This is a genomic window from Phocaeicola sp. RTP21359st1_B8_RTP21360_211022 (genome assembly GCF_040911965.1).
Lineage (GTDB): Bacteria > Bacteroidota > Bacteroidia > Bacteroidales > Bacteroidaceae > Phocaeicola > Phocaeicola vulgatus.
Genome location: NZ_JBDFXP010000057.1, coordinates 1 through 25,634 on the forward strand (window position 1 = coordinate 1; position 25,634 = coordinate 25,634).

16 protein-coding genes and 3 pseudogenes are annotated in these 25,634 nt (G+C 40.7%); 14 read left to right on the forward strand and 5 right to left on the reverse strand.

All coding sequences use genetic code 11. The features are described from left to right. Positions 1-253: 253 nt before the first annotated feature. A complete protein-coding gene (locus tag AB5062_RS20100; RefSeq protein ID WP_050569619.1) occupies positions 254-1,063 on the forward strand; it encodes a YjbH domain-containing protein in 810 nt (269 codons plus the stop codon). A 106-nt stretch (positions 1,064-1,169) separates the two neighbouring features. Here the strand turns inward: AB5062_RS20100 and AB5062_RS20105 are convergent, their stop codons facing one another. Both AB5062_RS20105 and AB5062_RS20110 read right to left on the reverse strand, forming a co-directional pair. Beyond that, a complete protein-coding gene (locus AB5062_RS20105) occupies positions 1,170-2,330 on the reverse strand; it encodes an acyltransferase (protein WP_016271187.1) in 1,161 nt (386 codons plus the stop codon). A gap of 180 nt (positions 2,331-2,510) precedes the next feature. Beyond that, positions 2,511-4,616, reverse strand: a complete 2,106-nt coding sequence (locus AB5062_RS20110) for a M3 family metallopeptidase (RefSeq protein ID WP_008668793.1) — start codon at positions 4,614-4,616, stop codon at positions 2,511-2,513. A 321-nt stretch (positions 4,617-4,937) separates the two neighbouring features. Between AB5062_RS20110 and AB5062_RS20115 the strand changes: the two are divergent. From AB5062_RS20115 to AB5062_RS20130, 4 genes and pseudogenes are all read left to right on the forward strand, one after another. Then, a pseudogene (locus AB5062_RS20115) lies at positions 4,938-7,247 on the forward strand (ABC transporter permease). 34 nt (positions 7,248-7,281) lie between these two features. Beyond that, a complete protein-coding gene (locus AB5062_RS20120) occupies positions 7,282-7,956 on the forward strand; it encodes an ABC transporter ATP-binding protein (RefSeq protein ID WP_005840005.1) in 675 nt (224 codons plus the stop codon). 19 nt (positions 7,957-7,975) lie between these two features. Continuing rightward, positions 7,976-10,288 (forward strand): ABC transporter permease, encoded by a 2,313-nt coding sequence (locus tag AB5062_RS20125; protein WP_057280403.1) that lies wholly within the window; start codon positions 7,976-7,978, stop codon positions 10,286-10,288. Between the two features lie 14 nt (positions 10,289-10,302). Continuing rightward, positions 10,303-12,627: an FtsX-like permease family protein gene (locus tag AB5062_RS20130; protein ID WP_057280404.1), complete on the forward strand. Its 2,325-nt coding sequence runs from the start codon at positions 10,303-10,305 to the stop codon at positions 12,625-12,627. 61 nt (positions 12,628-12,688) lie between these two features. On the opposite strand, the gene AB5062_RS20135 is transcribed toward AB5062_RS20130, so the two are convergent. The 3 genes from AB5062_RS20135 to AB5062_RS20145 all read right to left on the reverse strand — a co-directional run bounded on the left by AB5062_RS20135 (position 12,689) and on the right by AB5062_RS20145 (position 16,204). Next, positions 12,689-13,126: a hypothetical protein gene (locus AB5062_RS20135; RefSeq protein ID WP_022508857.1), complete on the reverse strand. Its 438-nt coding sequence runs from the start codon at positions 13,124-13,126 to the stop codon at positions 12,689-12,691. 276 nt (positions 13,127-13,402) lie between these two features. Beyond that, positions 13,403-15,259 (reverse strand): gamma-glutamyl-gamma-aminobutyrate hydrolase family protein, encoded by a 1,857-nt coding sequence (locus AB5062_RS20140; RefSeq protein ID WP_032953306.1) that lies wholly within the window; start codon positions 15,257-15,259, stop codon positions 13,403-13,405. A gap of 483 nt (positions 15,260-15,742) precedes the next feature. After that, the gene (locus tag AB5062_RS20145) at positions 15,743-16,204 is read right to left on the reverse strand and encodes a helix-turn-helix domain-containing protein (RefSeq protein ID WP_032953307.1); all 462 of its coding nucleotides are present in this window, start codon (positions 16,202-16,204) and stop codon (positions 15,743-15,745) included. Between the two features lie 144 nt (positions 16,205-16,348). Between AB5062_RS20145 and AB5062_RS20150 the strand changes: the two genes are divergently transcribed. The 9 genes and pseudogenes from AB5062_RS20150 to AB5062_RS20190 all read left to right on the forward strand — a co-directional run bounded on the left by AB5062_RS20150 (position 16,349) and on the right by AB5062_RS20190 (position 25,577). Beyond that, positions 16,349-16,540 (forward strand): hypothetical protein, encoded by a 192-nt coding sequence (locus tag AB5062_RS20150; protein WP_005815678.1) that lies wholly within the window; start codon positions 16,349-16,351, stop codon positions 16,538-16,540. A gap of 19 nt (positions 16,541-16,559) precedes the next feature. Next, positions 16,560-16,874, forward strand: a pseudogene (locus AB5062_RS20155) (hypothetical protein). 204 nt (positions 16,875-17,078) lie between these two features. Beyond that, entirely contained in the window at positions 17,079-17,282 is a 204-nt protein-coding gene (locus tag AB5062_RS20160) for a hypothetical protein (protein WP_005649194.1), read from the forward strand. Further along, positions 17,279-20,571, forward strand: a pseudogene (locus AB5062_RS20165) (DNA primase). Before AB5062_RS20160 ends, AB5062_RS20165 begins: the two are co-directional and overlap by 4 nt. 136 nt (positions 20,572-20,707) lie before the next feature. Continuing rightward, a complete protein-coding gene (locus AB5062_RS20170; RefSeq protein WP_227238832.1) occupies positions 20,708-21,955 on the forward strand; it encodes an ATP/GTP-binding protein in 1,248 nt (415 codons plus the stop codon). Continuing rightward, a complete protein-coding gene (locus AB5062_RS20175; protein ID WP_032953308.1) occupies positions 21,939-23,036 on the forward strand; it encodes an RloB family protein in 1,098 nt (365 codons plus the stop codon). Before AB5062_RS20170 ends, AB5062_RS20175 begins: the two co-directional genes overlap by 17 nt. 80 nt (positions 23,037-23,116) lie before the next feature. Next, complete coding sequence (locus AB5062_RS20180; RefSeq protein ID WP_050505461.1) at positions 23,117-23,356, forward strand: transposase; 240 nt, start codon at positions 23,117-23,119, stop codon at positions 23,354-23,356. Continuing rightward, the gene (locus tag AB5062_RS20185) at positions 23,343-23,651 is read left to right on the forward strand and encodes a transposase (RefSeq protein WP_368326953.1); all 309 of its coding nucleotides are present in this window, start codon (positions 23,343-23,345) and stop codon (positions 23,649-23,651) included. The genes AB5062_RS20180 and AB5062_RS20185 overlap by 14 nt, the downstream gene beginning before the upstream one ends. 36 nt (positions 23,652-23,687) lie before the next feature. Beyond that, entirely contained in the window at positions 23,688-25,577 is a 1,890-nt protein-coding gene (locus AB5062_RS20190; RefSeq protein ID WP_368326952.1) for a hypothetical protein, read from the forward strand. The last annotated feature ends 57 nt before the right edge of the window (positions 25,578-25,634 follow it).

The following is a 25,634-nucleotide window of genomic DNA, read 5'->3' on the forward strand; positions in this document are numbered from 1 at the left end:
TAATTAATTAACAAAACTCGGTTTAGGGCACTGAAAAGTGCCCTTTCGAAGGGGGATGCCCTAAATTGAGTGCTTACCTTTGCTTATTGCCATGTAAATAATGGAGAATGGCAACAACAGGACGAAGATAGCAGTAGGAATAATTTTTCCGAGTATTTTTAATACATCTGTTTTCATGCTGCAAATATAAATTAAAATTCATAGAATAGTGAAATTAAGAACTCTAATATTTCTGGGGGGACTCTTTGGAGGAATGAATGTTATCAAAGGGCAGGCTTTTTATGGTACTACAGGACTACTTCATGCACCTACTGCCGTTATGCAGAAAGATAAAACCGTTATGCTGGGAGGAAATATGCTTGATGTAAATATACTTTCCCGATATTGGGTGAGAAGTGAATATCATTCCTATACCTATAACTATTATATAAATTGTACTTTGTTTCCTTGGCTGGAAGTAGCATATACTTGTACGTTGGTAAAGGGGATACATGGTTCTTCTTATTGGCCTCAGCAAACTTGGGGCAGGTTTACCAATCAGGACAGATCGTTTCATTTCCGGTTGAGGGCATGGAAAGAAGGCTGGTGGAAGGCTTGGACGCCTCAGGTAGTGATTGGTGCGAATGATCCGGGAAGCCATTCTTCAAATGGAGGTGGAGACATAGATTGGGGGGGCGGTGGTAGCGGAAACCACAATTACTTGACACGTTATTATCTGGCGGCAACGAAACATGTTGAATTTAGTGGAATAGGTACAGTGGGGGTTCATGTAGCTTGGGTTATCGGTAAAGCTATGAGTGATGTGCATTATAGTCGTCCTGCTGCAGGGATAAACTTTTACTTTGGCATAAAGGGCGAAGGTTTCTGGCAGAAAGCTCTGAATGGATTTAATCTGATGGCGGAAGTGTGTCCCGGACATGCGGAAGATCTGCATACAGCAACTTATACTGTGAATGTGGGTGGAACTTATTCAATATGGAAAGACCATATCAATCTTATTGCTGAACTGAATGACGGTAAATATTTTATCGGAGGCATATTCTTTAAATTACATCTCAAATAACTGACTTGATTTCTAGTGGATGAAGCATTATAAGAATAGCCGGAATCACTTGGAAAAAGTAGTTCCGGCTATTCTTATATAACGATATTTGTATGTCCTGTTTTTATTATCCTACAATGTATTTAGCATTCTTGCCGCTTATTTTACGAATGAATACCACAAGCAGCCACGATACGCCAAATGCCACGACTGCGGCAGCGGGAATTTGTAAAGGCACGGGAACACCGATATTGCGCATCAGGACTACACCTGGACCTGTGAAAAAATAATGTATCATATAGATGCCGAAACCACATACGGTCAAGTTTGCCAGCATACGCTGGATCAGTTCTGAACGTACTTTTACTTTCTTGGCTATGAGGAAGAAGGGGATAGTCATCATAATCACATTCAAAGAATTATAGGTGAAGAACAGTTCCAACATTTCATCAGTGCATTGTGGTAATGCGGTCATGTGGCGGAAACCGAAGAATGTGACCATGTAACCTGCCAGAAACATGGGGATACAGACTGACAGTATCTTACTCCATGACCAGTCGTGGTTGCGCAGATAGTGTCCCAATAGCAAGTACCCGTTGAATCCGGCAAAATAATAGAGCATATTGAACGAGTTCCACGCACAGCCTCCCCAAATGTATGGGGATACGAACTGATAATAATAAGGTAACAAGCTGGTTATTCCCCATGCGACAAGAAACCATAGTTTGGCTTTCTCCGAGGCCTTTTCTACCCATGCGGAGAAAATAGGAAGGTATAGATATAATCCGATAAGCAGATAGATATACCACATATGTACGTCTAATAAAGAGAAATTGAGAGGCATTTCTGCTATATAACCCAATGATACGTTGAGTGACTGACGGGCGGCTTCTTCACCGCTATAAGGGAAAAAGTCAAGGATTATTTCAGGATTAAGTCCCAACAATCCTGTAAACCAGGGAAATAAATTATAAATGACACTCCAGATAAGGAACGGCCAGAATACACGGCTGATTCTTTTTTTGTAGAAAGCGGATATTTCGCCACGTACGGGGAGCAGCAATGCTCCTGTAATCATGACAAACAGTGGGACACACGGACGGAGAAAGGCTCCGTAGGCGGCTCCCCAGAATTTGATTTCATCAATGTTGGCTGGCGGTTCGCCGGGGTAAAAGTTGAACGGGTCTGCACTATGGCAGCAAACTATGGTGAACATGGCTACCAAACGAACGACATCCAGCCATACCACATGTTTTCTTGTGGTGTTCATAGCAATAGGTTGATTCATAATTTAATTTTTGATTTGACAGGCACAAAGGTACGCTTTCTCTGAGGATTATTTCTTGCTTTGGAACAAAAAATAAAAAGAACTATCCGCAATCATACTACAAAATGAGAATCCTCCCACTGCAAGAGTCACAATCATTTGTCTTTTGCAGGGGGAGGAATTCTATTTAGGGTTAGAGGGTTATTTTAGTCCTCTGTTCTTCAACAAGGGATCAATACCAGGTTCTTTGCCACGGAAATTGACATACATGTCCATTGCATCGTCAATGCAGCCGGGAGTGAGGATATATTTGCGGAACTTTCCTGCTACTTCTTGATTAAAGATATCGCCTGTTTCCTTGTATGCCTCGTATGCGTCACAATCCAGCACTTCTGCCCAAATATAACTATAGTAACCGGCAGTATATCCACCACCCATGGTGTGGTTGAAATAAGTGGTGCGATAGCGTGACGGAATTTGTTTCAGCAATCCGCGCTTACCTAATGTTTCTGCTTCGAACTGCATAACGTCCATATCATCGGGAATTTCTTTTAATACATGATAATCCATATCCAGCAGGGAAGCAGCTAAATATTCAGCCGTAGCGAAGCCTTGTCCGTATTTGCCACTCTTGTCCATTTTTTCAACCAGTCCGGCAGGAATAACTTCATCTGTCTGATAATGTTTGGCATATACATTCAATACCTCCGGTTCAAAAGCCCAATGCTCATCTATCTGTGACGGCAGTTCTACAAAATCACGCGGAACACTAGCCACACCATAATAATGTACATCTTTGAAAAGATTATGTAAAGCGTGTCCGAATTCGTGGAACAAGGTATTCGCTTCGTCTGCACTGAGCAAAGCGGGTTGTCCGGCTGCCGGTTTGGTAAAGTTGCATACCACGGTTACTACAGGAGCCACTTTCTTGCCGTCCTTGTAGGTCTGTGAACGATAGCTTCCGCACCATGCGCCACCTTTCTTGCTGGCACGCGGAAAGAAGTCCATATAGAGTACACCTAGATGAGAACCGTCTTTGTCCTTACATTCGAATGCCTGTGCATCGGGATGAGGGAGGGGAAGATTGTCCAGCTGGGTGAAAGTGATACCGTACAGTTTGTTGGCAACATAGAACACACCGTCACGTACGTTTTCCAGTTTCAGATAAGGACGTACCTGATTTTCATCCAAGTCGAATTTGGCTTTCTTGGCTCGGTCTGCATAATAACGCCAGTCCCAACCTTCAGCTGTGAAGGTTTTTCCGTCTTTCTTTATTTCGGCATTGATATCTGCCAGTTCTTCTTTGGCTTTGGACAGAGTAGGTGTCCAAATCTGATCTAATAATTTATATACGGCATCCGGTGTTTTTGCCATACGTTCTTCCAGTGCAAAGGAAGCATAGTTTTCATATCCCATCAGCTTGGCTTTTTCCAGACGGGCCTTGAGCAGTTTGCGCACCACTTCCTTGTTGTCGTATTCATTTCCGTTATTTCCTCTGTTAATGTATCCTTTGAATATCTTTTCGCGCAGGTCTCGGTTATCGGCATATTGCAGAAAAGGCATGACGCTGGGATTATGCAGGGTGAAAATCCATTTGCCTTCCATGCCTGCTTCTTTAGCTGTTTCGGCAGCACTGGCAATCAGGTTTTGGGGTAATCCGGCTAAGTCTTCTTCTTTGTCCACGATCAATTGGAAAGCATTGGTTTCCTTCTGCATATTTTGGCCGAAGGTGAGCTGCAACATGGAAATCTCACTATTTAATTCACGCAGTTTTTTTTGACTTTCGGCATCCAGGTTGGCACCTCCACGTACAAAATCTTTATAGGTTTCTTCCAACAACTTCTTTTGCTCTTTGTCCAAATCGCCGGGATTTTCATAGACAGCTTTGATGCGTGCAAAAAGTTTTTCATTTAAGGCGATGTCATCGCTGTGTTTTGATTGTAGTGGAGAGAGTTCACGGCTCAGTGCGTCCATTTCATCATTGGTATTGGCGCTTTTCAGTCCGTAGAATACGGTGCTGACTTTACGAAGTAACGCTCCGCTTTGATCCAGTGCTGCAATGGTATTCTGGAAAGTGGCGGGTTCGGGGTTGTTCACTATAGCGTCAATCTCTTTCTGTTGTTCTTCCATGCCCTGCAAAAAGGCGGGTTTGTAATGTTCCATCTTGATTTGGTCGAAAGGAGGAACCTGGAAGGGAGTTGTGTACTCTGAAAGGAATGGATTTCCGGTAGGGGCTGCCTGTTTCCCTTGCGAACCGCAACCGCTTAATATGGCAACCGCACAGGCTGCCAAAAGAATGTGTTTCATAATAATTTGTTTTATATAGGTGATAATGCAAAGATAGTAAAATAAGGCAAATTCCAATAAGTTTGAAGCGTAGAACTATTTGTTTGTTTTCATAGTCTGTCTAATTATCATACATCATTGTCTAATAATTAGACAGACTGTTTCTTTTTGTTATTTTGCAATGTGTTGTTAATCAGTTATTTGTTTGTGTGGCACGGTTTTGGCATTTCTATTATAGAGAACGAATTATAGAAACTTTAGTTTCTTATACACTTTATGGGAAGTAACGTTGTGAAACGGGACTTCTCTCTTTTAAAATAATAATAATTAAAAACACGAAATATGAAACAGATTTATTATGTCATTCAGGCTTTGATACATGGACGTGGAGCTAATATTATAAAAGTCGTTTCGTTAGGCTTGGGCCTGACTATGAGTATTCTACTTTTCTCAAGAGTTGTGTATGAGCAGAGTTTTGATACTTGTTTTAAGGATCATGATAAATTATACCAATTGTGGAATATATGGACAGTAAATGGAGAGCCTTTTCCTCCGAGTGAGTTCATTATCGGTGCAGCTGCTGGAGGCATACTGGATGCAATGCCGGAAATTGTGGAATCGGCGGCAAGTACAGGCTCGTGGCCGGTTTCGGCACCTATTTATAACGGGAGTGTCCGCTTTGATGATTTTAAGGTCACTGCCGATTCATTGTTTTTTCAGACAATGGGTATTGAGGTCTTGAGTGGTGATCCGGTACGTGAATTGCAGCAAAAAGATGTAATTTTCCTGAGTAAAGATTTGGCGGATAAAATGTTTGGCGGTGAGAACCCGATTGGTAAAATAATTAGTTTCAATAAGGAAATTGAGTTGACAGTCAAAGGAACGTATGCTGCTTTACCTGAGAATTGTACTATGCGACCGAAGGCTGTCATTTCCTTGCCTTCTATCTGGAGCCGCCGGATAGGAAATTATTCATGGAACGGTGGGGACAGCTGGAAAGAATATATCCGGTTGAAGCAGGATATTGATTTGGATGAATTGAACAAGCGTATTGATATGGTAGTACAGCAACATATTCCCAGAAGTGATAAGTTGGGAATCACTGTCATGGCAAAACCTGTTCGGGATACGTACCGTGGATATGATGAAGTGAAAAGAATGCGTAATATTATGCTTATTTTAGGTATATCTATTTTGTTTATCACGACATTGAATTATGTGTTGATTTCTATTTCTTCATTGAGCCGGCGTGCCAAAAGTATTGGTGTTCATAAATGCAGCGGAGCGGGAACGGGTACTGTTTTTGGTATGTTTATGTGGGAAACCGGTATTATTATTTTGCTTTCATTGTTTTTGATGGTTTTTTTAATGTTTAATTTCCGGGAATTTGTGGAAGATACCACGGCTGCTAAACTGGAGTCTCTTTTTGCGGTGGAACGTATTTGGGTGCCTTTTGGAGTGACTGCTGTCTTATTCCTCATTGGTGGTGTGCTGCCGGGACGAATTTTTTCAAAGATACCGGTCACACAGGTTTTCCGGCGTTATACAGAGGGTAAGAAAGGATGGAAACGTCCGTTATTGTTTATCCAATTTGCAGGAGTGGCTTTTATATGTGGATTGATGTGGGTAGTGATGCTCCAGTATCATTATGTTATTAATAAAGATCCGGGTTATAATCCTGAGCGGGTAGTGATTGGCGTTAATAATGCACCGGATGCTAAAGCCCGGCTTGCTGCCCGTCACTTTTATGAGGGGCTTCCATACGTGGAAGCATTGACTTCGGCAACTAGCTATCCGTCTAATGGATATAGCGGGCAGATGATACCGGATGAGAAAGGAACGAGTCTTTTTTCCAGCCGTTATGATTTTACTCAGGAGAATTATGTAGCTTTTATGGGAATGGTCATACAGCAAGGGCGTGTGCCTCGTGAATCCGGTGAGGTGGCAGTGAATGAGGAATTTGTACGGAGAATGCATTGGGGAAAAGATGTTTTAGGTAAGAGTATACAGACAGAAGAAGGCCGTGTCAAAATAGTAGGTGTGATTAAAGATTTTAATATTGGCGGATTCTACTCAGAGCTGAAACCGTTTGTCTTGCATCATCATCCCAAAGATTTGGCTGATCTTGTTTATCTCCGTCTGAAGGAACCCTTTGGTGAGAATCTTCAGAAACTGAAGCGTGATGCTGCCGAAGCTTTTCCTAATCAAACAGTCGGCTTTGAAAGCTTGGAACAAAAAATGGCGGATAGTTATAATTCCGTTCGTGTATTTCGTAATGCGACTTTATTGGCGGCAATTGCCATTTTGTTTATTACTTTGATGGGACTGATAGGCTATATTAATGATGAATTACAGCGACGTTCGAAAGAAATTGCTATTCGTAAAGTGAATGGAGCTGAGTCATTTGTGATATTGGAAATGTTGGTGCAAGATGTTCTTTGAATTTCTTTCCCGGCTGTAGTCGCAGGTACACTAGGGGCATGGTATGTAGGTGGTTTATGGATGGAACAGTTTGCTGTGACTGTAGGTTCGCTTGTTCCTTATTATGTATGTGTAGCTATCGTGGTCTTGATATTGATTGTCAGTTGTGTCATTTCCAAAACATGGCGCATTGCCAATGAGAATCCAGTAAAGAGTATTAAATCAGAATAAAGATCAATAGAACAAACAATTAAAATTTATTATTATGATACAGATTGAAAATTTAAGTAAGGTATTTCGTACTTCAGAAGTAGAAACAATTGCGTTGAATCATGTAAACATAGAGGTGAAAGAAGGAGAGTTTGTAGCTATTATGGGACCATCAGGTTGTGGAAAATCCACCTTATTGAATATCCTTGGTCTGCTGGACAATCCTACTGAAGGCAGTTACAAGTTGCTGGGCAATGAAGTAGCCAATCTGAAAGAAAAAGAACGCACCCGCCTGCGTAAAGGTGTAATAGGTTTTGTATTTCAAAGCTTTAATCTGATAGACGAACTGAATGTTTTTGAAAATGTGGAATTGCCGTTGACTTATCTTGGAATCAAGGCCAGTGAACGTAAGGAGCGTGTTCTGGAAATTTTAAAGCGAATGAACTTGAGTCATCGTGCCAAGCATTTCCCGCAACAGCTTTCTGGCGGTCAACAACAGCGTGTGGCTATTGCCCGTGCTGTGGTTACTAACCCTAAATTGATCCTCGCCGATGAGCCTACCGGTAATTTGGACTCAAAGAACGGTGCTGAAGTAATGAATCTATTGACCGAACTTAACAAGGAGGGGACTAGTATTGTCATGGTAACTCACTCTCAGCATGATGCCGGATTTGCTCATCGTGTCATTCATTTGTTTGACGGTAGTGTAGTGGCGAACATTAAAGAATAATAATGAAAGGGTGGTTGTAATGAAACAAATCTATTATGCAATACAATCGACATTACACGGCCGTGGAAGCAATGTGACAAAAGTCATATCGCTTTCATTAGGCTTGACTATTGGTGTTCTGCTTTTTTCACAAATAGCATTTGAACTCAATTATGAAAAATGTTACCCTGATGCCGACCGATTGGTGTTGGTACGTGGAGGAGGAGAGAATGTAAAGACTGGAGAGAAAGGAGAAGGATATGATGATAGCTTGTTTGCTCCGATGGCAGAAGCATTCCGCAGTGATTTGTCACAATGGATTGAAAATGCTACAGTCATTTTCAATTTTGAGACATTAAATGTATTCAAGGATGGTCATAAGCTGAAAGACGTAAACTACGCTTATGTAGATACTTGCTATTTCCGTACTTTCGGCATCAAAGTATTGAAAGGGAATCCTGAGGAATTGCAAAGGGCAGGGAGCATATTCGTTTCTGAAACTTTTGTTCGTGATGTCTTTGGTGGACAGGACCCTGTGGGACAAAAATTATCTTTGGATAAACAGCATGAACTGACAGTCCGTGGTGTTTATCAGGATACTCCGGAAAATACGGCCTATCATTTTGATTTTGTAGCTCCCATTTATGCCGGAGGTGGTTATATAGGGGGTGGAACATGGGGGCGTAATGACATTTATTATACTATTCTCCGTTTGCGCGATGGGGTGGACAGGGAAGAAATCAATCGTCAGATATACAAGGCTATGCAAAAATATTATCCTGATTCTGCTGATGATGAATGGAGAAATTTTTATGATGCACAGCCATTGCCCGAAATTCATCTGGATGACTCAAATACCCGCACTCGCCTTTACATTTATGGTTTTTTGGGCTTTGCCATATTTTTTGTGGCAATCATGAACTATGTATTAGTAGCTATTGCTACCATGAGCCGCAGGGCAAAAAGTATAGGTGTGCATAAGTGTAGTGGTGCCAGTGCAATCAATATTTTCAGTATGTTCCTTTTTGAGACGGGGATTGTGGTATTGATGTCCGTTATAGTGGCCCTCTTTATTATTTTCAATACCAAAGATCTGATAGAAGATTTACTTTCGGTGCAGTTATCCTCACTCTTTACATTGGAAACTTTATGGGTTCCGATGCTCATTGTTTTTGTACTGTTCATAGTAGCCGGAGTGCTGCCGGGAAGATTGTTTTCACGCATTCCTGTCACTCAAGTTTTTCGTCGTTACACAGATGGGAAAAAGGGGTGGAAGCGTTCTCTTTTATTTGTACAATTTATGGGGGTATCTTTTGTGATGGGGATTTTGTTAGTATCTTTGATGCAGTATCATCATCTGATTAATAGTGATATGGGTATCCGTACTCCAGGATTGGTGGAGGCGGAAACATGGATGTCACCCGAAGAAGCAGAGAATATGGTTAACGATCTTCGTCGTCAACCCATGGTGGAAAATGCCACCCGTTCTATGCATGGTGTTCTGGGAGAATATTGGACTCGTGGGCTGATTGATAATAGTGGCAAGCGAATAGAAACCTTGATGTATAATCCTTGTGATAAGAATTATGCTGAAACCATGGGGATTACTATTATTGAAGGGAAAGATATGCAGAATGAGGGAGATGTATTGGTCAACGAAGAAGTAGTGCGGCTGATGAAATGGACAGATGGGGCAGTAGGCAAACGGTTGAATGATTTTGATAAAGCCGGAACCATTGTTGGTGTATTCCGTAATGTGCGCAATACGTCTTTTCTTTATAAGCAGTTTCCCGTGGCTTTGGTTTATAGTCATAATACCAGTCACACTTTTGATGTACGTTTAAAACAGCCATACGATGAGAGTTTGAAAAAGCTGAACGAATACATGGAGCAGGTGCATTCCACTAAGGCATTGGAATTTATTCCGATAGATACCATGCTGAAGGAAATCTATCGCAATGTATATCGTTTTCGTAATTCTGTATGGATTACTTCTACTTTTATTTTGCTTATTGTTGTTATGGGGTTGATAGGTTACGTGAATGATGAAACACAACGTCGCAGTAAGGAAATAGCTATCCGTAAGGTGAATGGTGCTGAAGCTTCGACTATTCTTCGGTTGCTGTCCCGTGATATATTATATGTTGCTGTCCCATCGGTCTTGATAGGAATTGTAGTATCGTACTTTACAGGAAAGGCTTGGTTGGATCAATTTGCCGAAACGATAGATATGAATGCGTTGTATTTTGTCGGAACAGCATTGGTGATTATCGCTCTGATAGTGGTGTGTGTCGTTGTTAGAGCTTGGCGTATTGCTAATGAGAATCCGGTAAAGAGTATTAAAGTTGAGTAACTAAATAGATAGCGATGAAGCAATTATATTATGCAATACAAACGATATTACACGGTCGTGGAAGTAATGTGACGAAAGTCATATCGCTTTCATTGGGGCTGACTGTTGGCATCCTGTTGTTCTCGCAGATTGCATTTGAGTTAAGTTATGAAAAATGTTATCCTGAAGCTGGAAATCTAGGAATAGTCCGCGCATATTACCATAATTTGGAAACAGGTGAGTCGATGGGGGACGATGGGGATATCTATGATTATTCCGTTTTTGCTCCGATAGCGGCGGCTTTGGCTGAGAATATGCCAATAGAAGTGGAAAAAGCTACTTGTATAAATTCTTACACAGCCAACGGTAATTATTATTATGAAAATCAATTGTTGTCGGATGACGAACAGTGTCTTATGGTGGATACTTGTTTTTTCCAAACCTTTGGCATTCCGGTTTTAAAGGGAAATCCTAACGATTTGATTAACTCCAATACTTTGTTTGTGTCCGAGAGTTTTGCACGCCGTTTTTTTGGTGATGCAGATCCTATAGGTAAAGTGTTAATATTGGAGCGGAAAACTGAAATGATTGTCCGTGGTGTTTATCGTGATATTCCGGAGAATACCATGTTTAAGGCAGACTTTGTAGTAAGTGTACATAAAGAAGGAGGTTATAAGGATGGAGCCGGATGGGGAGGAAATGATATTTTTTATGCAGTGTTCCGGACCGGAGAAGCTTCGGATATAGAGGTGGTAAACGATAACATCCAGCGGATGGTGGAGAAATACATGCCGACTGAACATAACGGTTGGAAACTGGAACTCAGTGTCATTCCATTGGCAACAAAGCATCAGACTTCTTCAGAAACAACAAAGCGTCTAGTTATCTATGGCTTTTTGGGTTTCTCTATCTTCTTTGTCGCTATTATGAACTATATGCTTATTGTAATTGCTACTTTGGGACGTCGTGCCAAGAGTGTCGGTGTCCATAAGTGCAATGGTGCCAATAATGGGAATATCTTCAGTATGTTTATGATGGAAACGGGCATTATTGTTCTGGTATCCATTCTGGTCTGTGCATTTATCATTTTCAATGCGCGGGATTTGATAGAAGATTTGCTGTCGGTGCGACTTGCATCACTCTTTACATGGGGAACTTTGTGGGTACCGCTGCTGGTTGTTGTACTTTTATTTTTGTTGGCAGGTGTATTGCCCGGACGTATTTTTTCACATATTCCTGTCACACAGGTATTCCGTCGTTATACTGATGGTAAAAAAGGATGGAAACGGTCACTGTTGTTTATACAGTTTACCGGTGTGTCTTTTGTCTTGGGATTATTACTGGTTACGTTAATGCAGTATAGTCATTTGATGAACAGGGATATGGGGATCAATACTGCCGGACTGGTAGAAGCCGAAAGTTGGCTGGACATTGAAATTGTTCCTCATATGCGCGATGAGATCCGGCGTCAGCCTATGGTAGAGAGCGTGGCTACAGCCAGCCATAGTGTATTGGGCCAATATTGGACAAAAGGATTGATGGGCAGTGACGGCAAGCGTATAGGTGTTCTTAATATGAACTATGTGGATTTTAATTATCCGGATGTGGTAGGCATTACGATTATAGAAGGAAAGCCGATGACCCATGCCAAAGATCTGCTGGTGAATGAAGAGATAGTCCGGCTTAAGAAATGGACGGATGGAGCCGTAGGAAAACCTTTTGATGAGATTAAGGAAGGAACTATAGTAGGTGTGTTCCGTGATGTGCGCAATCAAAGTTTCTATCAGGCGCAGCAACCCATTGTGCTGATAGGTGGTAATGCGTTTAATCATACCTTCAATGTACGGTTGAAAGAACCCTACGATGAAAATTTGAAGCGCCTGAATGAATTCATGGACAAAACTTTTCCACAAGTGGCTTTAACATTCCATACAGTGGATGATATGCTGTCCGAAATCTATAAAGATGTATATCGTTTCCGCAATTCTGTCCTTATCACTTCCGGTTTTATCCTGCTTATAGTGATTATGGGGCTGATAGGTTATGTAAACGATGAAACGCAACGTCGCAGTAAGGAGATAGCTATTCGTAAAGTGAATGGTGCGGAAGCATCAAACATTCTCCGTCTGCTGGTATGTGATATTCTATATGTTTCTATTCCTTCTATTTTACTCGGAATTGTTATAGCTTATTTTATTGGGAAAGCATGGTTGGAACAGTTTGCGGAACAGGTTGATCTTAATCCGTTACTCTTTTTGGCTACGGCTTTAATTGTAGCGATTATTATTGTGGCTTGTGTGGTGCTTAAGGCATGGCATATCGCTAATGAGAATCCGGTAAATAGCATTAAGAGTGAGTAGTGTATTGGGAAAAAGGAGAGCGGGATGATATGTGTTGGGTATCATCCCGCTTTTTTTCTTTTTACCTGATTCCTGTGAAATTTACATTGACACCATCCAATGTGCCTTTTAAGAAGTTTCCGGCCAACCATACATTTTCAAAATATGAAATGTCACTAGGACCGTAAACCATACGGATGCATGTCTGTGCGCTGTTATCCCATCTCCATTCAAAATTGTACCTGTCTTCGGTTACATAGCCGTTCCGATGTTCTATTCGTATGATGTCTGTGCCTGTTCTATTTTCGTAAAAGTCTAGTCGTTGTGTGTAGTATTCACCGTCTTGTACCCAAGTTTCCTGCCAGGTCCGGCTGCATAGTTCCCGAGTGGTTCTGTAATATATTTCGCTGTAATCATCATCATCGTACCAACTTTCTATGGATACTTCACAGGAGGTTAGGTTAACCATTATTATCAGTACAACTACCATTCCGAAGTATTTCAGTATTTTTGTTCTCATATCCGTTAATTTTAAAATTTGTTTTTCTTATGTCACAAAGATAAGTGGAGGGAATGATACAATAAACGGAATATTCCTATTTGTAAAGGAGAGTTTCCCTATTTGTAATAGGAAAATTCCTATGGTGAGGAGAGGGGAATAAGGTCTGTCTTATTTCTTTTACTATTAAACTGTAAGTTACAAAAAGAGGCTGTCCATTGGTGAGACAGCCCTGATAATTTCCGAAAAATGATAATAGGATATTTCTATATATTTTTAATTATCCTTGTTTGGGTATTATCTGCGTTTTTTTGAAGAAAGAAGTGGTGCTTCCTGTACTTGCTTCATTACTCTCAAGAGATTACCTCCCCAAATCTTCCTTAAGTCTTCTTCTGTATATCCTTTTTCAATCATTTTTATGGTCAGATTAATTAAGTCATTATCTCCTTTACATCCTTGCAGACCACCACCGCCATCAAAGTCTGTACCTATTCCTACATGGTCTATGCCGGCTACTTTAATCATGTGGTCTAAATGTTCGACTGCATCACAAATGGATGCGGCTTTTGTTTTTTTATTGATATAGGCATCGAGGAGACATAACTGTGCCACTCCGCCATTTTTCGCTAGGGCACGGAGTTGTTCGTCTGTTAGATTACGGTCATGGTCGCATAAAGCCTTTGACGAGGAATGAGAGGCGATGATAGGTTGTGTACTATATTTTATCACATCCCAGAAAGTACCTTCACTGGCATGTGATATGTCTATCATAATACCTAACCGGTTCATTTCCTTCACTACTTCACGACCAAACTGTGTCAGTCCTTGAGTCGCATCTTCCGTATGAGTGGACGAATGGCAAATATCATTGTCATAAGAATGGCAGAGAGTAATATAATTGACTCCCATCTGTTTGTATTTTGCTATATTCTTTAGGTCTTTGCCTATGGCGTAACCATTCTCGATACCTATAAAAAAAGCTTTTTTACCTTCACGCTTCAGGCGTATCAAGTCTTCTTCCGTAAGGGCGATGCCACAAAAATCTTTGTATTGCTCTACTTCGTCATAAATGGATTGAATTAATCGGGTGGTGCTTTCTACGGCTTTTTGTGAAGATGCGTCATCCCGTTTCCCCTGCCATATAAATGCGGCTAGGAACTGTGCGTCCAATTTGCCTTCCTCCATTTTGGGGATGCTGACCATGTTGTCTTTTCTCAGGCCTACACTGTAACCGTTTTTAAACCAAAGAGGAGTGTCTGTATGAGTGTCAATGGATAGAATGCGGCTGTGAATTTTTTTAGCTAGGTTGAATGTGTCAGCCTTGTTCACTAGGAATTTAAATAATTTATGCATGGTGGTATCTCCGGCAGCTGTAAATATTTCCGGATGAAATTGTACACCTATCATTTGTCGTATGGGATAAGCTTCTATAGCTTCCGCTATACTGTCGGGTGCCCAAGCCGTGATTTTGAATCCCGGTGCCAATTTCCGGATAGCCTGATGATGGAATGTATTGACTTGCAGCACTTCTTGTCCTGTAATTTCTGCCAACTTGCTTTCCTTTATGATGGATATCGGATGGGTGGGGGTAGTGCCGGATTCTTTTTGGCGATGGTTGACACTTGAAGGATGTTGCGTGGGCAGATCTTGATATAAAGTTCCACCGAAAGCTACATTCATTAATTGTAGTCCCCTGCAAATTCCTAATATGGGAATATTCCGATCTGCGGCCATTTTCAGCACCATCAAGTCGAAGGTATCCCGGGCAGGGCTTACTTCTTCCAGTTTTTCATAAGGAAGGTCGCCATAATACATCGGTTGGATGTCTTCTCCACCTGTAAAGACAATTCCGTCCAGCTGGGATACAATTTGACGCAGTATTTCTACATTATCCGTTACAGGTATCATGTAAGGAATTCCTCCAGAGAGAATGACTGACTGTACATATGCCGTGTTTACGGCTGTCCGTTTCGGACTTATATCTGTGGAAATTCCAATCAGGGGAAACCTTTTTATTCCGGGAATCAATTCGGAATCCACTTTTTGATTCAACCGGACGAGTGCTTCGGACAAAGGATCCTTTTGACTTTTTTGTGCTTGTACATGGCAATATCCCAAAGCTAACAGTAATACTAAGAGGCATTTGTTTTTCATATGAATATAGATTTTGTCTTGCAGGCAAATGTATAAACTATGTTTTTATTGAAAAAATAAAATGCCATAAAAATAGAGTAGGAGGTACTTATTCCAAGCACCTCCCACCTTTATATTCAGAAAATATTCAATTTACTTCATATCTTCAACAGCAGCCTGTGCCACTTTAATATTATATTGACAATCAGTTATCTAAATGCTTGGGGAAAACAAATGGAAAACGCTTGTCTTGCCTATATTAATTAAAGAAGCTGATTTCTTAGAGATTTTCCTCTACTGCAGCTTGTGCCTCTTTAATACTACATTGATTTTCTTTTATTTACAGATAGAGAGTAAACAATTAGAAAACAATCTGTTAGTATCAAGACTTTCTCTTCTAAGAATCAAGCTATGGCTACTATATTATTTTTATAAATGGTGAACACCGTTAATGGTAAAGTTTTATTCTACTACATGCAAATGGCCATTACCATTCTTTTAAAATTACATGTCTTTTCTCCTTTCTTTTAATAGTTCAATAATTATATCTTTATCCTTCAGGTTTGAATCAAGACGTAAAATCTGTGAGTTCAGACTTTCTATCTGCTCTTTCAGAAGCTTGATTGTTTCCCTCAGGTTTTCTGTTTCTTTCTTTTCGCTGGATAACTGCACAGCCAGTTCTGCATCACCTATCAGATTATTTGCATTTCCGTCTAATGCAACAGCAGCAAGGTGTGCCGAGATATGATGCTGTCTCGGACAGAAAAGGGAAAAGAAATTGAAGTCCAATGCTTCGCTGACTTTAATAAGCCTGCTCGTTTCCATTGTCTCCCTTTCCAGTATGCGGTTTACGTGCTGCTGCGGTACACCTATTTTACGTCCAAGCTCAGATTTGCTCAATCCAAGCTCGTTGCGTCTTTTGTCTATAGCCTGACCTACATGCACGTGTTTTATGTCATTATCCATGCGATTCCTTCAATAAATACATCTTAAACAATAAATCATCAAACAAATATTTGGTTATATAAACCATTTTATGTTACGTTGTAGTGTAACCTATTCATTTGGTGAATATAAAGTTAAACATTAAATATTAAATATCCAACAATTATGTCTGAAAACTTAGAAAAAATCCGTCCGGCACTTGTTGCCCTTGAAGTAGGTGAATCCGTCTCATTCCCCATCTCACGTTTGAAAAGCGTCCGTACTCAGGCCTCAGAGCTTGGTGCCATTTACAACCGTCAGTTCAAGACCAGGACTGACAGGGAAAACCAAACCATCACGGTCAAACGAACAGTATAGAAAACCAAATCAGGTTTATATGAAGATATTACAGTTTCTAGACCATCTTATACCATACGAAACATTTCTGAATGACCTCTCCTCCAGAATTGTCAGGCAACTGAAAGCCGACAAGGATGATCCTGAATTCATTAGCTAGAGGAAGGCTTACGAACTTTTTGGTCGCAGGAATGTAGAAAGGTGGAAACGTCAGGGAAAGGTGGTTTCCTATAAAAGACCGGGTAAGGTGGAATACCGCACGGCAGACCTCAGGCTCCTGCAGCGTACCACCCAGGACTATTTTGATGAAAGTCAGCCAAAACAGACAGAAAAGCCGGTCAAGAAAGATAAATGATAAACATATTATGGCTAATATTTTAATAATGGTAAACTATATATGTTTACTTTAGCCGTGATACTCTATGAAATATAAAGAAAGCAATTATAGTAGGTACAGGAATGTGCATCAGTAACCTTTGTTCACCAGCTTATAGTTTTGCCACTTAACAATAAAGCCGGACTGGTATTTGTATCGCACATTCATAATGATTTTATAATAATGAAAGAAATCAGACCAGCGTGCGATCCAAACGGTGTCTATTCAGTCAAGCGCACCTGTGCTGAACTCGGTATCAGCAACAAGACACTCAAAAAATACAGAGAAAACGGGTATATCCAACCGCTTAATCCTAATAATGTCAGCCGTCCGAAATACTCCGGACAGTCAATAATCGATTGTTGGAACCTGCTCAGTACGTTATGATAAGCGAAACAACCATACGGAAAGTAAGGGAACTTGCCATAGAAGACGTACTCAGTCCTTATGTCAGACTGTCCAGAAAAGGTTCAACCCTGATGGGACTTTGTCCTTTCCATACAGAGAAGACCGGTTCCTTTGCCGTTACCCCTGGCAAGAATCTCTTCCACTGTTTCAGCTGTAACCGTGGCGGTGATTCCATTACGTTTATAATGGAAAAGGAAAACCTTTCCTTCAGTGCCGCTGTGGAATTTATTGCCAGGAACCATAATATTCCGGTAGAATACATCAGTGAAGAGCGCAGTGAGGAACAGATGGCCGAAGCCAGGCACCGGGAATCACTTCTGGCAGTTCTCGATACAGTCCAGACCTTCTTCCTGCAAAATTTAAGAGCAACAGACAAGGAAGAGAGCTTTGATGCCAGGGCCTACGCATACGGCCGGTGGCATGAGGAGTTCTGTGCCTTTGCCGGAATAGGCTATGCACCGAAGGACGGTCAGGCCTTTATGGATTTTTGCAGAAACAAGGCTTTGAACGAAGAACTTCTGTACGAACTCGGCATGTTCAAGCGTGGTGAGGACGGCAACACATACGCCATGTTCCGCCAGCGTATTATGATTCCCGTGAGAAACAGATGGGGACGCATCATTGCCTATACGGCCAGATACATCGGAGACAACAGGAAAGCTCCCAAGTATATCAACTCGGCAACAAGCATGATTTACTCCAAGGGAGAAACAGTATTCGGTATTGACCGTGCCGCCAGACTGCGTGATGCCGACTATTATATCATTGTGGAAGGTGCTCCTGATGTCCTTAGAATGCAGTCGATTGGATACGACAATACAGTAGCGTCACTTGGAACAGCCTGGAGTGACGTCCAGTTTGAGCAGCTGAAGAAGTATGTATCCTCACTCTGTTTCATTCCTGATTCAGATATTGCGGAAGGAAAGCCATACGGACCGGGATTTGAGGCGGTGATGACCAACGGGGCAGCAGCCATAAGAAAAGGATTCCATGTGACAGTCAGGGAACTTCCTTTCGCAGAAATACCATCCGGGACAGAAGGAGAAGTACAATATGCAAAGAATGATGCCGACAGCTATATCCGCAGCAGGGAAGATTATACTTCACTTCCGGAAAAGCATTTTATCATCTGGTTGGCACAGAAACGTTTTCTGGTAGCCGGTTCCATGGTAGAGGAAAGAAAGTGTGTTGCGGAAATAGCAGACCTGTTGCGCTATATAAAAGACCAGCTTGTGTATGACCAGTGCATAGAACAGCTCTCCAGACTGCACGGGAAGGTAAAGCTATGGCGTGATGCCGTTACCCAGGCACGTGGTGAAGTCAGGAGAAGGAACGACAAACCTGCGGCCATGAACGAAATGCAGCGTGAAGCTGAACTGCTTCGCCAGTTCGGACTGTTCGTCAGGGAAAACTGTTACTACTCCATCGGTGAAGATGATGATGAACCGTCAAGAATCTTCAACTTCATCATGGAACCACTGTTCCATATCGAGGATGAGATAAACGGAACCAGAATCTTCCGCATGAGGAATATGTACAATGTATGCAGGGTTATAGAACTGAAGGAGTCTGAGCTCTGCTCACTGAGCAACTTCCAGCAGAAGGTCGGCTCACTGGGCAACTACGTATGGCTGGCCAAGATAGACAAGCTCAACCGTGTAAAGGAATACCTGTATTCAAAGACCGATACGGCAGAACGTATCAGAAAGCTCGGCTGGAATGCGGCTGAAGGAATCTTTGCTTTTGGTAATGGTATATTCTTTGCAAGCACATTCAATGCCGTTGATGATTTGGGTATTGTCCGTGGAATCAACGGCAAGGCCTTCTATATACCGGCCACTTCAAAAATCTATCTAAACAATCCGGAGATATTCCAGTTTGAGAGACTTATGGTGCATGAGAACCGTAACGGGATAAAGCTGCATGACTATGTAGGCAGACTAATGGAAGTGTTCGGTGAGAATGCAAGCGTAGCTTTCTGTTATCTCCTTGCCACCCTCTTCCGTGACATCATATTCAGACGCACCCGTCACTTTCCCATCCTGAACCTTTTTGGTGAGAAAGGAACCGGTAAGACAACCCTGGCTACTTCCCTCCAGTCCTTCTTCCTGCACGGAGTAGATCCGCCCAATCTCGGTGTAACTTCCGTACCGGCCATGAACGACCGTGTATCACAGGCCGTCAATACACTTGCCGTGCTGGACGAATACAAGAATGACCTTGACATCCGCAAGATAGCCTATCTGAAAGGACTTTGGGGTGGTGGCGGTCAGACCAAGAAGAATACAAACACAGACGGTATGGCAGCACAGACCATTGTCACAACAGGTGTTGCCCTTTGCGGCCAGGACAAGCCTACTCAGGATATGGCACTCTATACCCGTGTCATCTTCCTTGCCTTTTCAAAGACATCATTCAACCAAAATGAGAAAAGGGCTTATGAAGACCTTGTATCAGTCTGCAATATGGGACTTACCCACCTCACCCTGGAGATATTGGGACACCGGGAACTGTGTTTGAGAAGAACTTTCCGGAAATATACTCTATCACCAAGCGTGAACTGGCTGCAAAACTGGAGAATGAAACAATCCATGACCGTATATTCGGGAACTGGGTTATTCCATTGGCCACCTTCAGAACACTGGAGACAGTCATTGACGTGCCTTTCAGTTATGCGGAGCTTTTTGAAACAGCAGTTAAAGGAATACGCAATCAGAATGAACTGGCTCAGGAAAGTTCGGAGATAGCGGACTTCTGGAGTATGCTTCAGGGATTCCAGACTTCAGGGAAATGTATTGAGAAGGCACATTACCGTATAAGGTATATGAAATCCTTCCGTCCATTATCTATAAAAGAAGATATAGAATTTAAGGAAGCACGTCCTATTCTCTATCTGAACACGGCAGCTGTGGCATCACTGTTCAACAGCCGGAATGCAGGTTCTACTTCCAACCGCTCGAACTGGTCCACCATCATGTCCTACCTGAAATCCCATGCTTCATACCTGGGGTTGAAGCAGGACAGATTCACCATACTTCTGCCAAGCGGACTTCCTGACTATACCATTGACATTGTGAATGGCGAGCAGGTTAAGAAGGTAAAGGTAAACCGACCAAAGGCACTGTGCTTTGATTATCTCCAGCTGAAAGAGACTTTCGGACTGGATCTTGAAACGGAGGTAGTAGCAGAAAACCAGGAGGAGATACCAACGGAAAGCAATGCTATAGACCTGCAACAGTTCAAACAGAATGAACTGCCTTTTGAATAAACTCATCTTAAAAGATTCAATAAAATCCATGGATAAGAATTTAAAACTGAAATTGCGAAGAAAAAGCGCAAAAAACGAAGAAAAAACTTTGAATAGAAAATTTAAAAGGCTATTTTTGTGGAAAAGATGCAAGAATATGATATTAAATTTAGAAATTAAGAATTACCGTTCATTTAAGGATGTATGTTCCTTTACGACAGAGCCGACTTCTTCAAAGGCTAAGGTTGATAATATATGTGAAGTTGAGACCAATGCAGAAGAATTAAAGAAGGCTTTGAAAATCTCTTTAATTTATGGAGCAAATGCTTCAGGTAAGACTAATATCATAAAGTTTTTATATAGGTTCAGACGATGGGTCCACAATCTTGACAACAGGGTTGGTGATGATATTCCATTGTATCAGCCGTTCAAATTTGACAATACTACGGCTGATGCACCGATAGGTTTTTCAATGGAGTTTATAACTCAGAAGATCAGATATAAATATGAAGTCAGTTTTACCAGATTGCAGATAGAGTCAGAGTCGTTGATTTATTATCCAAACGGTAAACAGACACAACTTTATGAACGCACTTTGCTTTCAGAAGATAAAGAATCAGATACTATTAAATTCGGATCAAGCCTTTCTTCTTCAAAGCCTTTCAATGTGTTCAAGAACCAGTTGCTGATTTCCAAGTTCCTGAAGGATACACCATGCGAACCGATAACAAATGCCGCAAAATATCTGGCAGATATGATTGTTTCCAACGGTTATCATGAAGATACCATGTTGGGTGAAGATAAGGAAATGGTCAGATGGCTTTATTCACGTCCTGAAAACAAGAAACTGCTTGCTGAATTTCTGGCATTTGCGGATACCGGTATGGCCGGTTTCCAACTGGAAAAGCGCAGTGACGGCGTTGAAGTTACAAGCCAGCATGGTCTATATAATGATGGTGAGGATTTGGGCAAAACAGCAGACTTGCCTTTAAAAGAAGAATCTTTTGGTACAAGATCACTTTTCCTTATAGGCTGTTATATATTACAGGCGCTGCAGAATGGAAGTCCGTTTTTTATAGATGAAATGGATTCCGGGCTACATTCCTATATAACACAGCTCATTGTGGACATCTTCAGAAATGAAAGAATAAACAGGAATAATGCCCAATTGATCTTTACAACCCATGATGTGAATCTGCTTGACCAGAATACTATCCGTAAAGACCAGGTATGGTTTACAGAAAAGAATGAGCAGGGAGTATCAGAGATATTCTCTCTTTCCGATTTTGAGGACGTAAGAGAGGATACATTGTTTGCCAAATGGTATTTGAATAATAAATTTGGAGGTGTTCCTTCATTAAAACCACTGGAGAAACTGTTTGTAGACTATGGCAAGAACGAGTGAAAATAAACGTCATAGTAAGTATGTCATAAGAATAGTGTGTGAAGGTGATAAGACCGAACCATTGTTCTTTACAGACTTGTGTGACCGGTTTTATGGTGACAGCAAGGATTTTGATGTACGTACAATTCCTCAGCCTAATATACCGGTTGAAGATGCTGAAGCGGATTCTTCCAGAGGAAGCTATAAAGGGAAGAAACGTAAAGTCAAGTCAGGTGGACAGAAAGATGTTGCTGAAGATGAAGTTATAACCGGTGTTCCACCATTAAAATGGGTGTTGTATGCAAGAAAAATCATGTCTGAAGGAGTGGATGAATCTTGGGCAGTATATGATAAGGACGAACATCCTAAACATGAGGAAGCCATGGCCGAGGCCAATAAGATAATAGACGGGAAAAAGGTAAATATTGCTTTTTCAAGCCGTAGTTTTGAATATTATTTGCTGCTTCATTTTGAGTACCTGTATTACGGTTTTGAAGCAACGGAATGCGGCGAGAGAATAAAAGGCAAAAAGCAGATATACGAATGTGGTACTGGTAAGAATCCTGATAAGGATTGTGACGGAAAGAAATGTATCAACGGATATGCGAGGAAACACGGATACTGGATGGAAAGCAAATCATCTGTTTCTACCTTTCCGCTGGTTAAGGACAAATTACTGAAGGGCATGATTAATGCATGCCGGTTGAGAACGGAAAGTGACTCAAAAACTGATGAACCGATTTATAAACGCAATCCTTATACGAATGTAGATATTCTTGTTGGTAGACTGATAGGAAAAGAAACGGTAAGCTATGGTACTACATATACCTTCAGAGATCATGGCTCTGACTGGTCTGTAAAGCTTGATGAGAAAGGCTTAAACCTGACAAACAACAAGAATGGCTCTGAGATATTCCAAAGAGGGATGTTTATAATATATGATTTGGAGAAAAATACCAAAAAGGAATTGAATGAAAAGGTACTGCTACTGGGGTCTGAAGACACTAATTTGTTGCCCTGTACTCTAACTGACAGACAGGTTATATCTATTAAGCTTAGTCATGAAAAAGAGGTCCTATTATTACCTAATTTTATTATTTAAGGATTTAATATACAATTATAGATAAGAGTGTTTCATTGTTCTAAAGTAATGGTCACTTTTGTGTTTATAAGAAAGAGAAGTTGCAAGAACTTGAAAGTCTTGATTCCAAAGGTAAAATAGAACTTTATTATGCTGATGAAAGTAATGTATGTACCGATGGTTATGTACCTTACGGGTGGCAGTTCAAAGATGAGAGGGTCTATATTCCATCCGAGAAAGCTGCAAGATTTAATATCTTTGGCATGATTACCAGAAGGAATCAATATAAACTTTACAACGCAGGAATCCATCAATGCAGACAGGATTGTGGATTATCTTGACAGGTTCTCTTTTGAGGTAAAGAAGAAAACGGTGGTTGTACTTGATAATGCTTCAGTCCATAGGAAACGGAAGGTAAAGGAAATGAGAAAGATATGGGAAAATAGAAGATTGTTCCTTTTCTATCTTCCACCATACTCTCCTGAACTTAAACCTATCGAGACACTATGGTGTATATTGAAAGGCAAATGGATAAGACCAGCTGATTACAATACTAAGGACTCTAATTTCTATTGTACAAACAGGGCACTTGCATCTGTCGGTAAGAATTTATTTGTGAATTACTCATACATATAAAATTAATTTTGAATAGTTACTTATAAACAAAAAAATATGAAAATTAAAAGTGCCAACTATTTTAGGCAAAAATATCATACTGATATAAGAGGCTTCAAAGAAGGCTCTGGATATGATGTGGACTATATCGGTAGCTCACATACTTTAAGTACTGGTGAGCGAGTAAAGGGCTTTTTTGATCTCTATCATGGAGACAAAGAGTCAATCGAAGGGTTGCTCAGTACATTCCTCAAAATTGCAGAAGATGGACAGGCAATCTATGAGTTCTTACAAAATGCAGCGGATTGCGGTTCTTCGCTGTTTTATCTGTTTTATGACGAGAAGTATCTTATTGCTGTAAATAATGGAGAAGCCTTTAATCAGAAGGGGCTTCGCTCAATTCTAAATATTAGCCAATCTGTAAAACAGAGCGCAAGCGAAATCGGTCGTTTTGGAATTGGTTTCAAATTAGTCCACCGTTTAGTGGGTAAAGGTGATGGTAAGGACGAACTGGTAAAGGATCTCAAAGGACCTATCATGTTCAGTTGGAGCAAGAAAATAGACCTTCTTTCACTTATGAATGGTGAAAACATAGAAGCAGTTGACAACATTTCTGATGATAGCGACCTTCCTTATTTGTTAAAACTGATTCTAACCAACTTCCCTGCAGGACCTAATGAAACAGTTAAAAATCTTCAATATGAGGATACTGTTCTTTTTACTCAAGAAGAATATCTTGAGATGGGAAGCAAAATTAAAGAATACCTCTCTCCTCACCTTGAACAAGACGATTTCAATCAGGGTAGTATTTTCTTCATCCGTTTAGGTGAAGGAAAGAAGGAACTATTGGACAAGGATTATGAAGAAAATTTTAAAACTGGTGTTGAATACTCCTTGAACACCTTAAAAGGCTTAAAGAATGTAAAGGTAAACAGCAACCAGTTGGTTGAGGTTCCTCTCAAAATGGAGAAGGGGGAAATTGCTCAAGAATCGGAAGAGTTCATACGTATATCTCCTGAGTACAAGGATGCTCCAATTCATTACGCCTTTGGGTATGATCAAATAGACTTCAACTCAGAAAACCCTTTTGCTGGTGTTGAAAGGCTAAAAGTATCCCCAACTTTCTACAAGTATTTCCCATTAGGTGATGAGACTCACAATTCTGCCATTTTTGTACATTGTGATAGCATTAGCAACCAGGCTAATCGTCGAAAATTGCAGGATGATAGCGTAAACAAGGAACTCTTGCCTGAAATAGCAAAGTTTATTATAAAGAAACTTGATGAATATAAAGATGTTAATAATAGGACAGCATACCTTCAACTATTTTCAAGTATCTTATTGTGTGGCAACGTTCCATCTAACAGCGCGTGGGTAAATCAATACTTTTATAATGCTCTTTTAGAGCACATAAAAGTCAATGTTCCAACCACTAATGGATATTGTGACAATTCATCTTTTGTAAAAATTCGCAGGTTGAAGTGCAACATCCCATTAGCAATTGCCAACGATAAATATTGCTGGTTTGAGTGGAATGCTGACATAGACAGTCTTAAACCTATCTTTGATGCGGCAAAAACAAAACTTGGTATTAAGGAGTATGGTATTGTAGACTTTATCAAGGATGCAGACACTGAAAAACTAAATCTTTGGATTCAAAATGCTGATGCAGAAACATATACTGGATTTATGACAGAACTGAATAGCCATTCTTTATTAGATGTTTCTTCTAAGATAAAATCCATAAAGTTATTCAAGTTCTCAGACGGATCTTTTTATTCCTATGACGATATAATCACGAGCCAATATAATTACACATATAGAAGAACTGATTATTTGTATAAAACGGATTCAGTCTGCTTATTCTCTTCTTCAAAAACAGAGAATATTCAGCAAGAATTGAAGACGATTGGTTTTGTTGTCTCTGAAGAGGCTGTCTCAAAATAGAGTTGAGATGGCCTCTTTTGTTTCATCTCCAATTGAAGTCATTTGGATTTTTCTCAA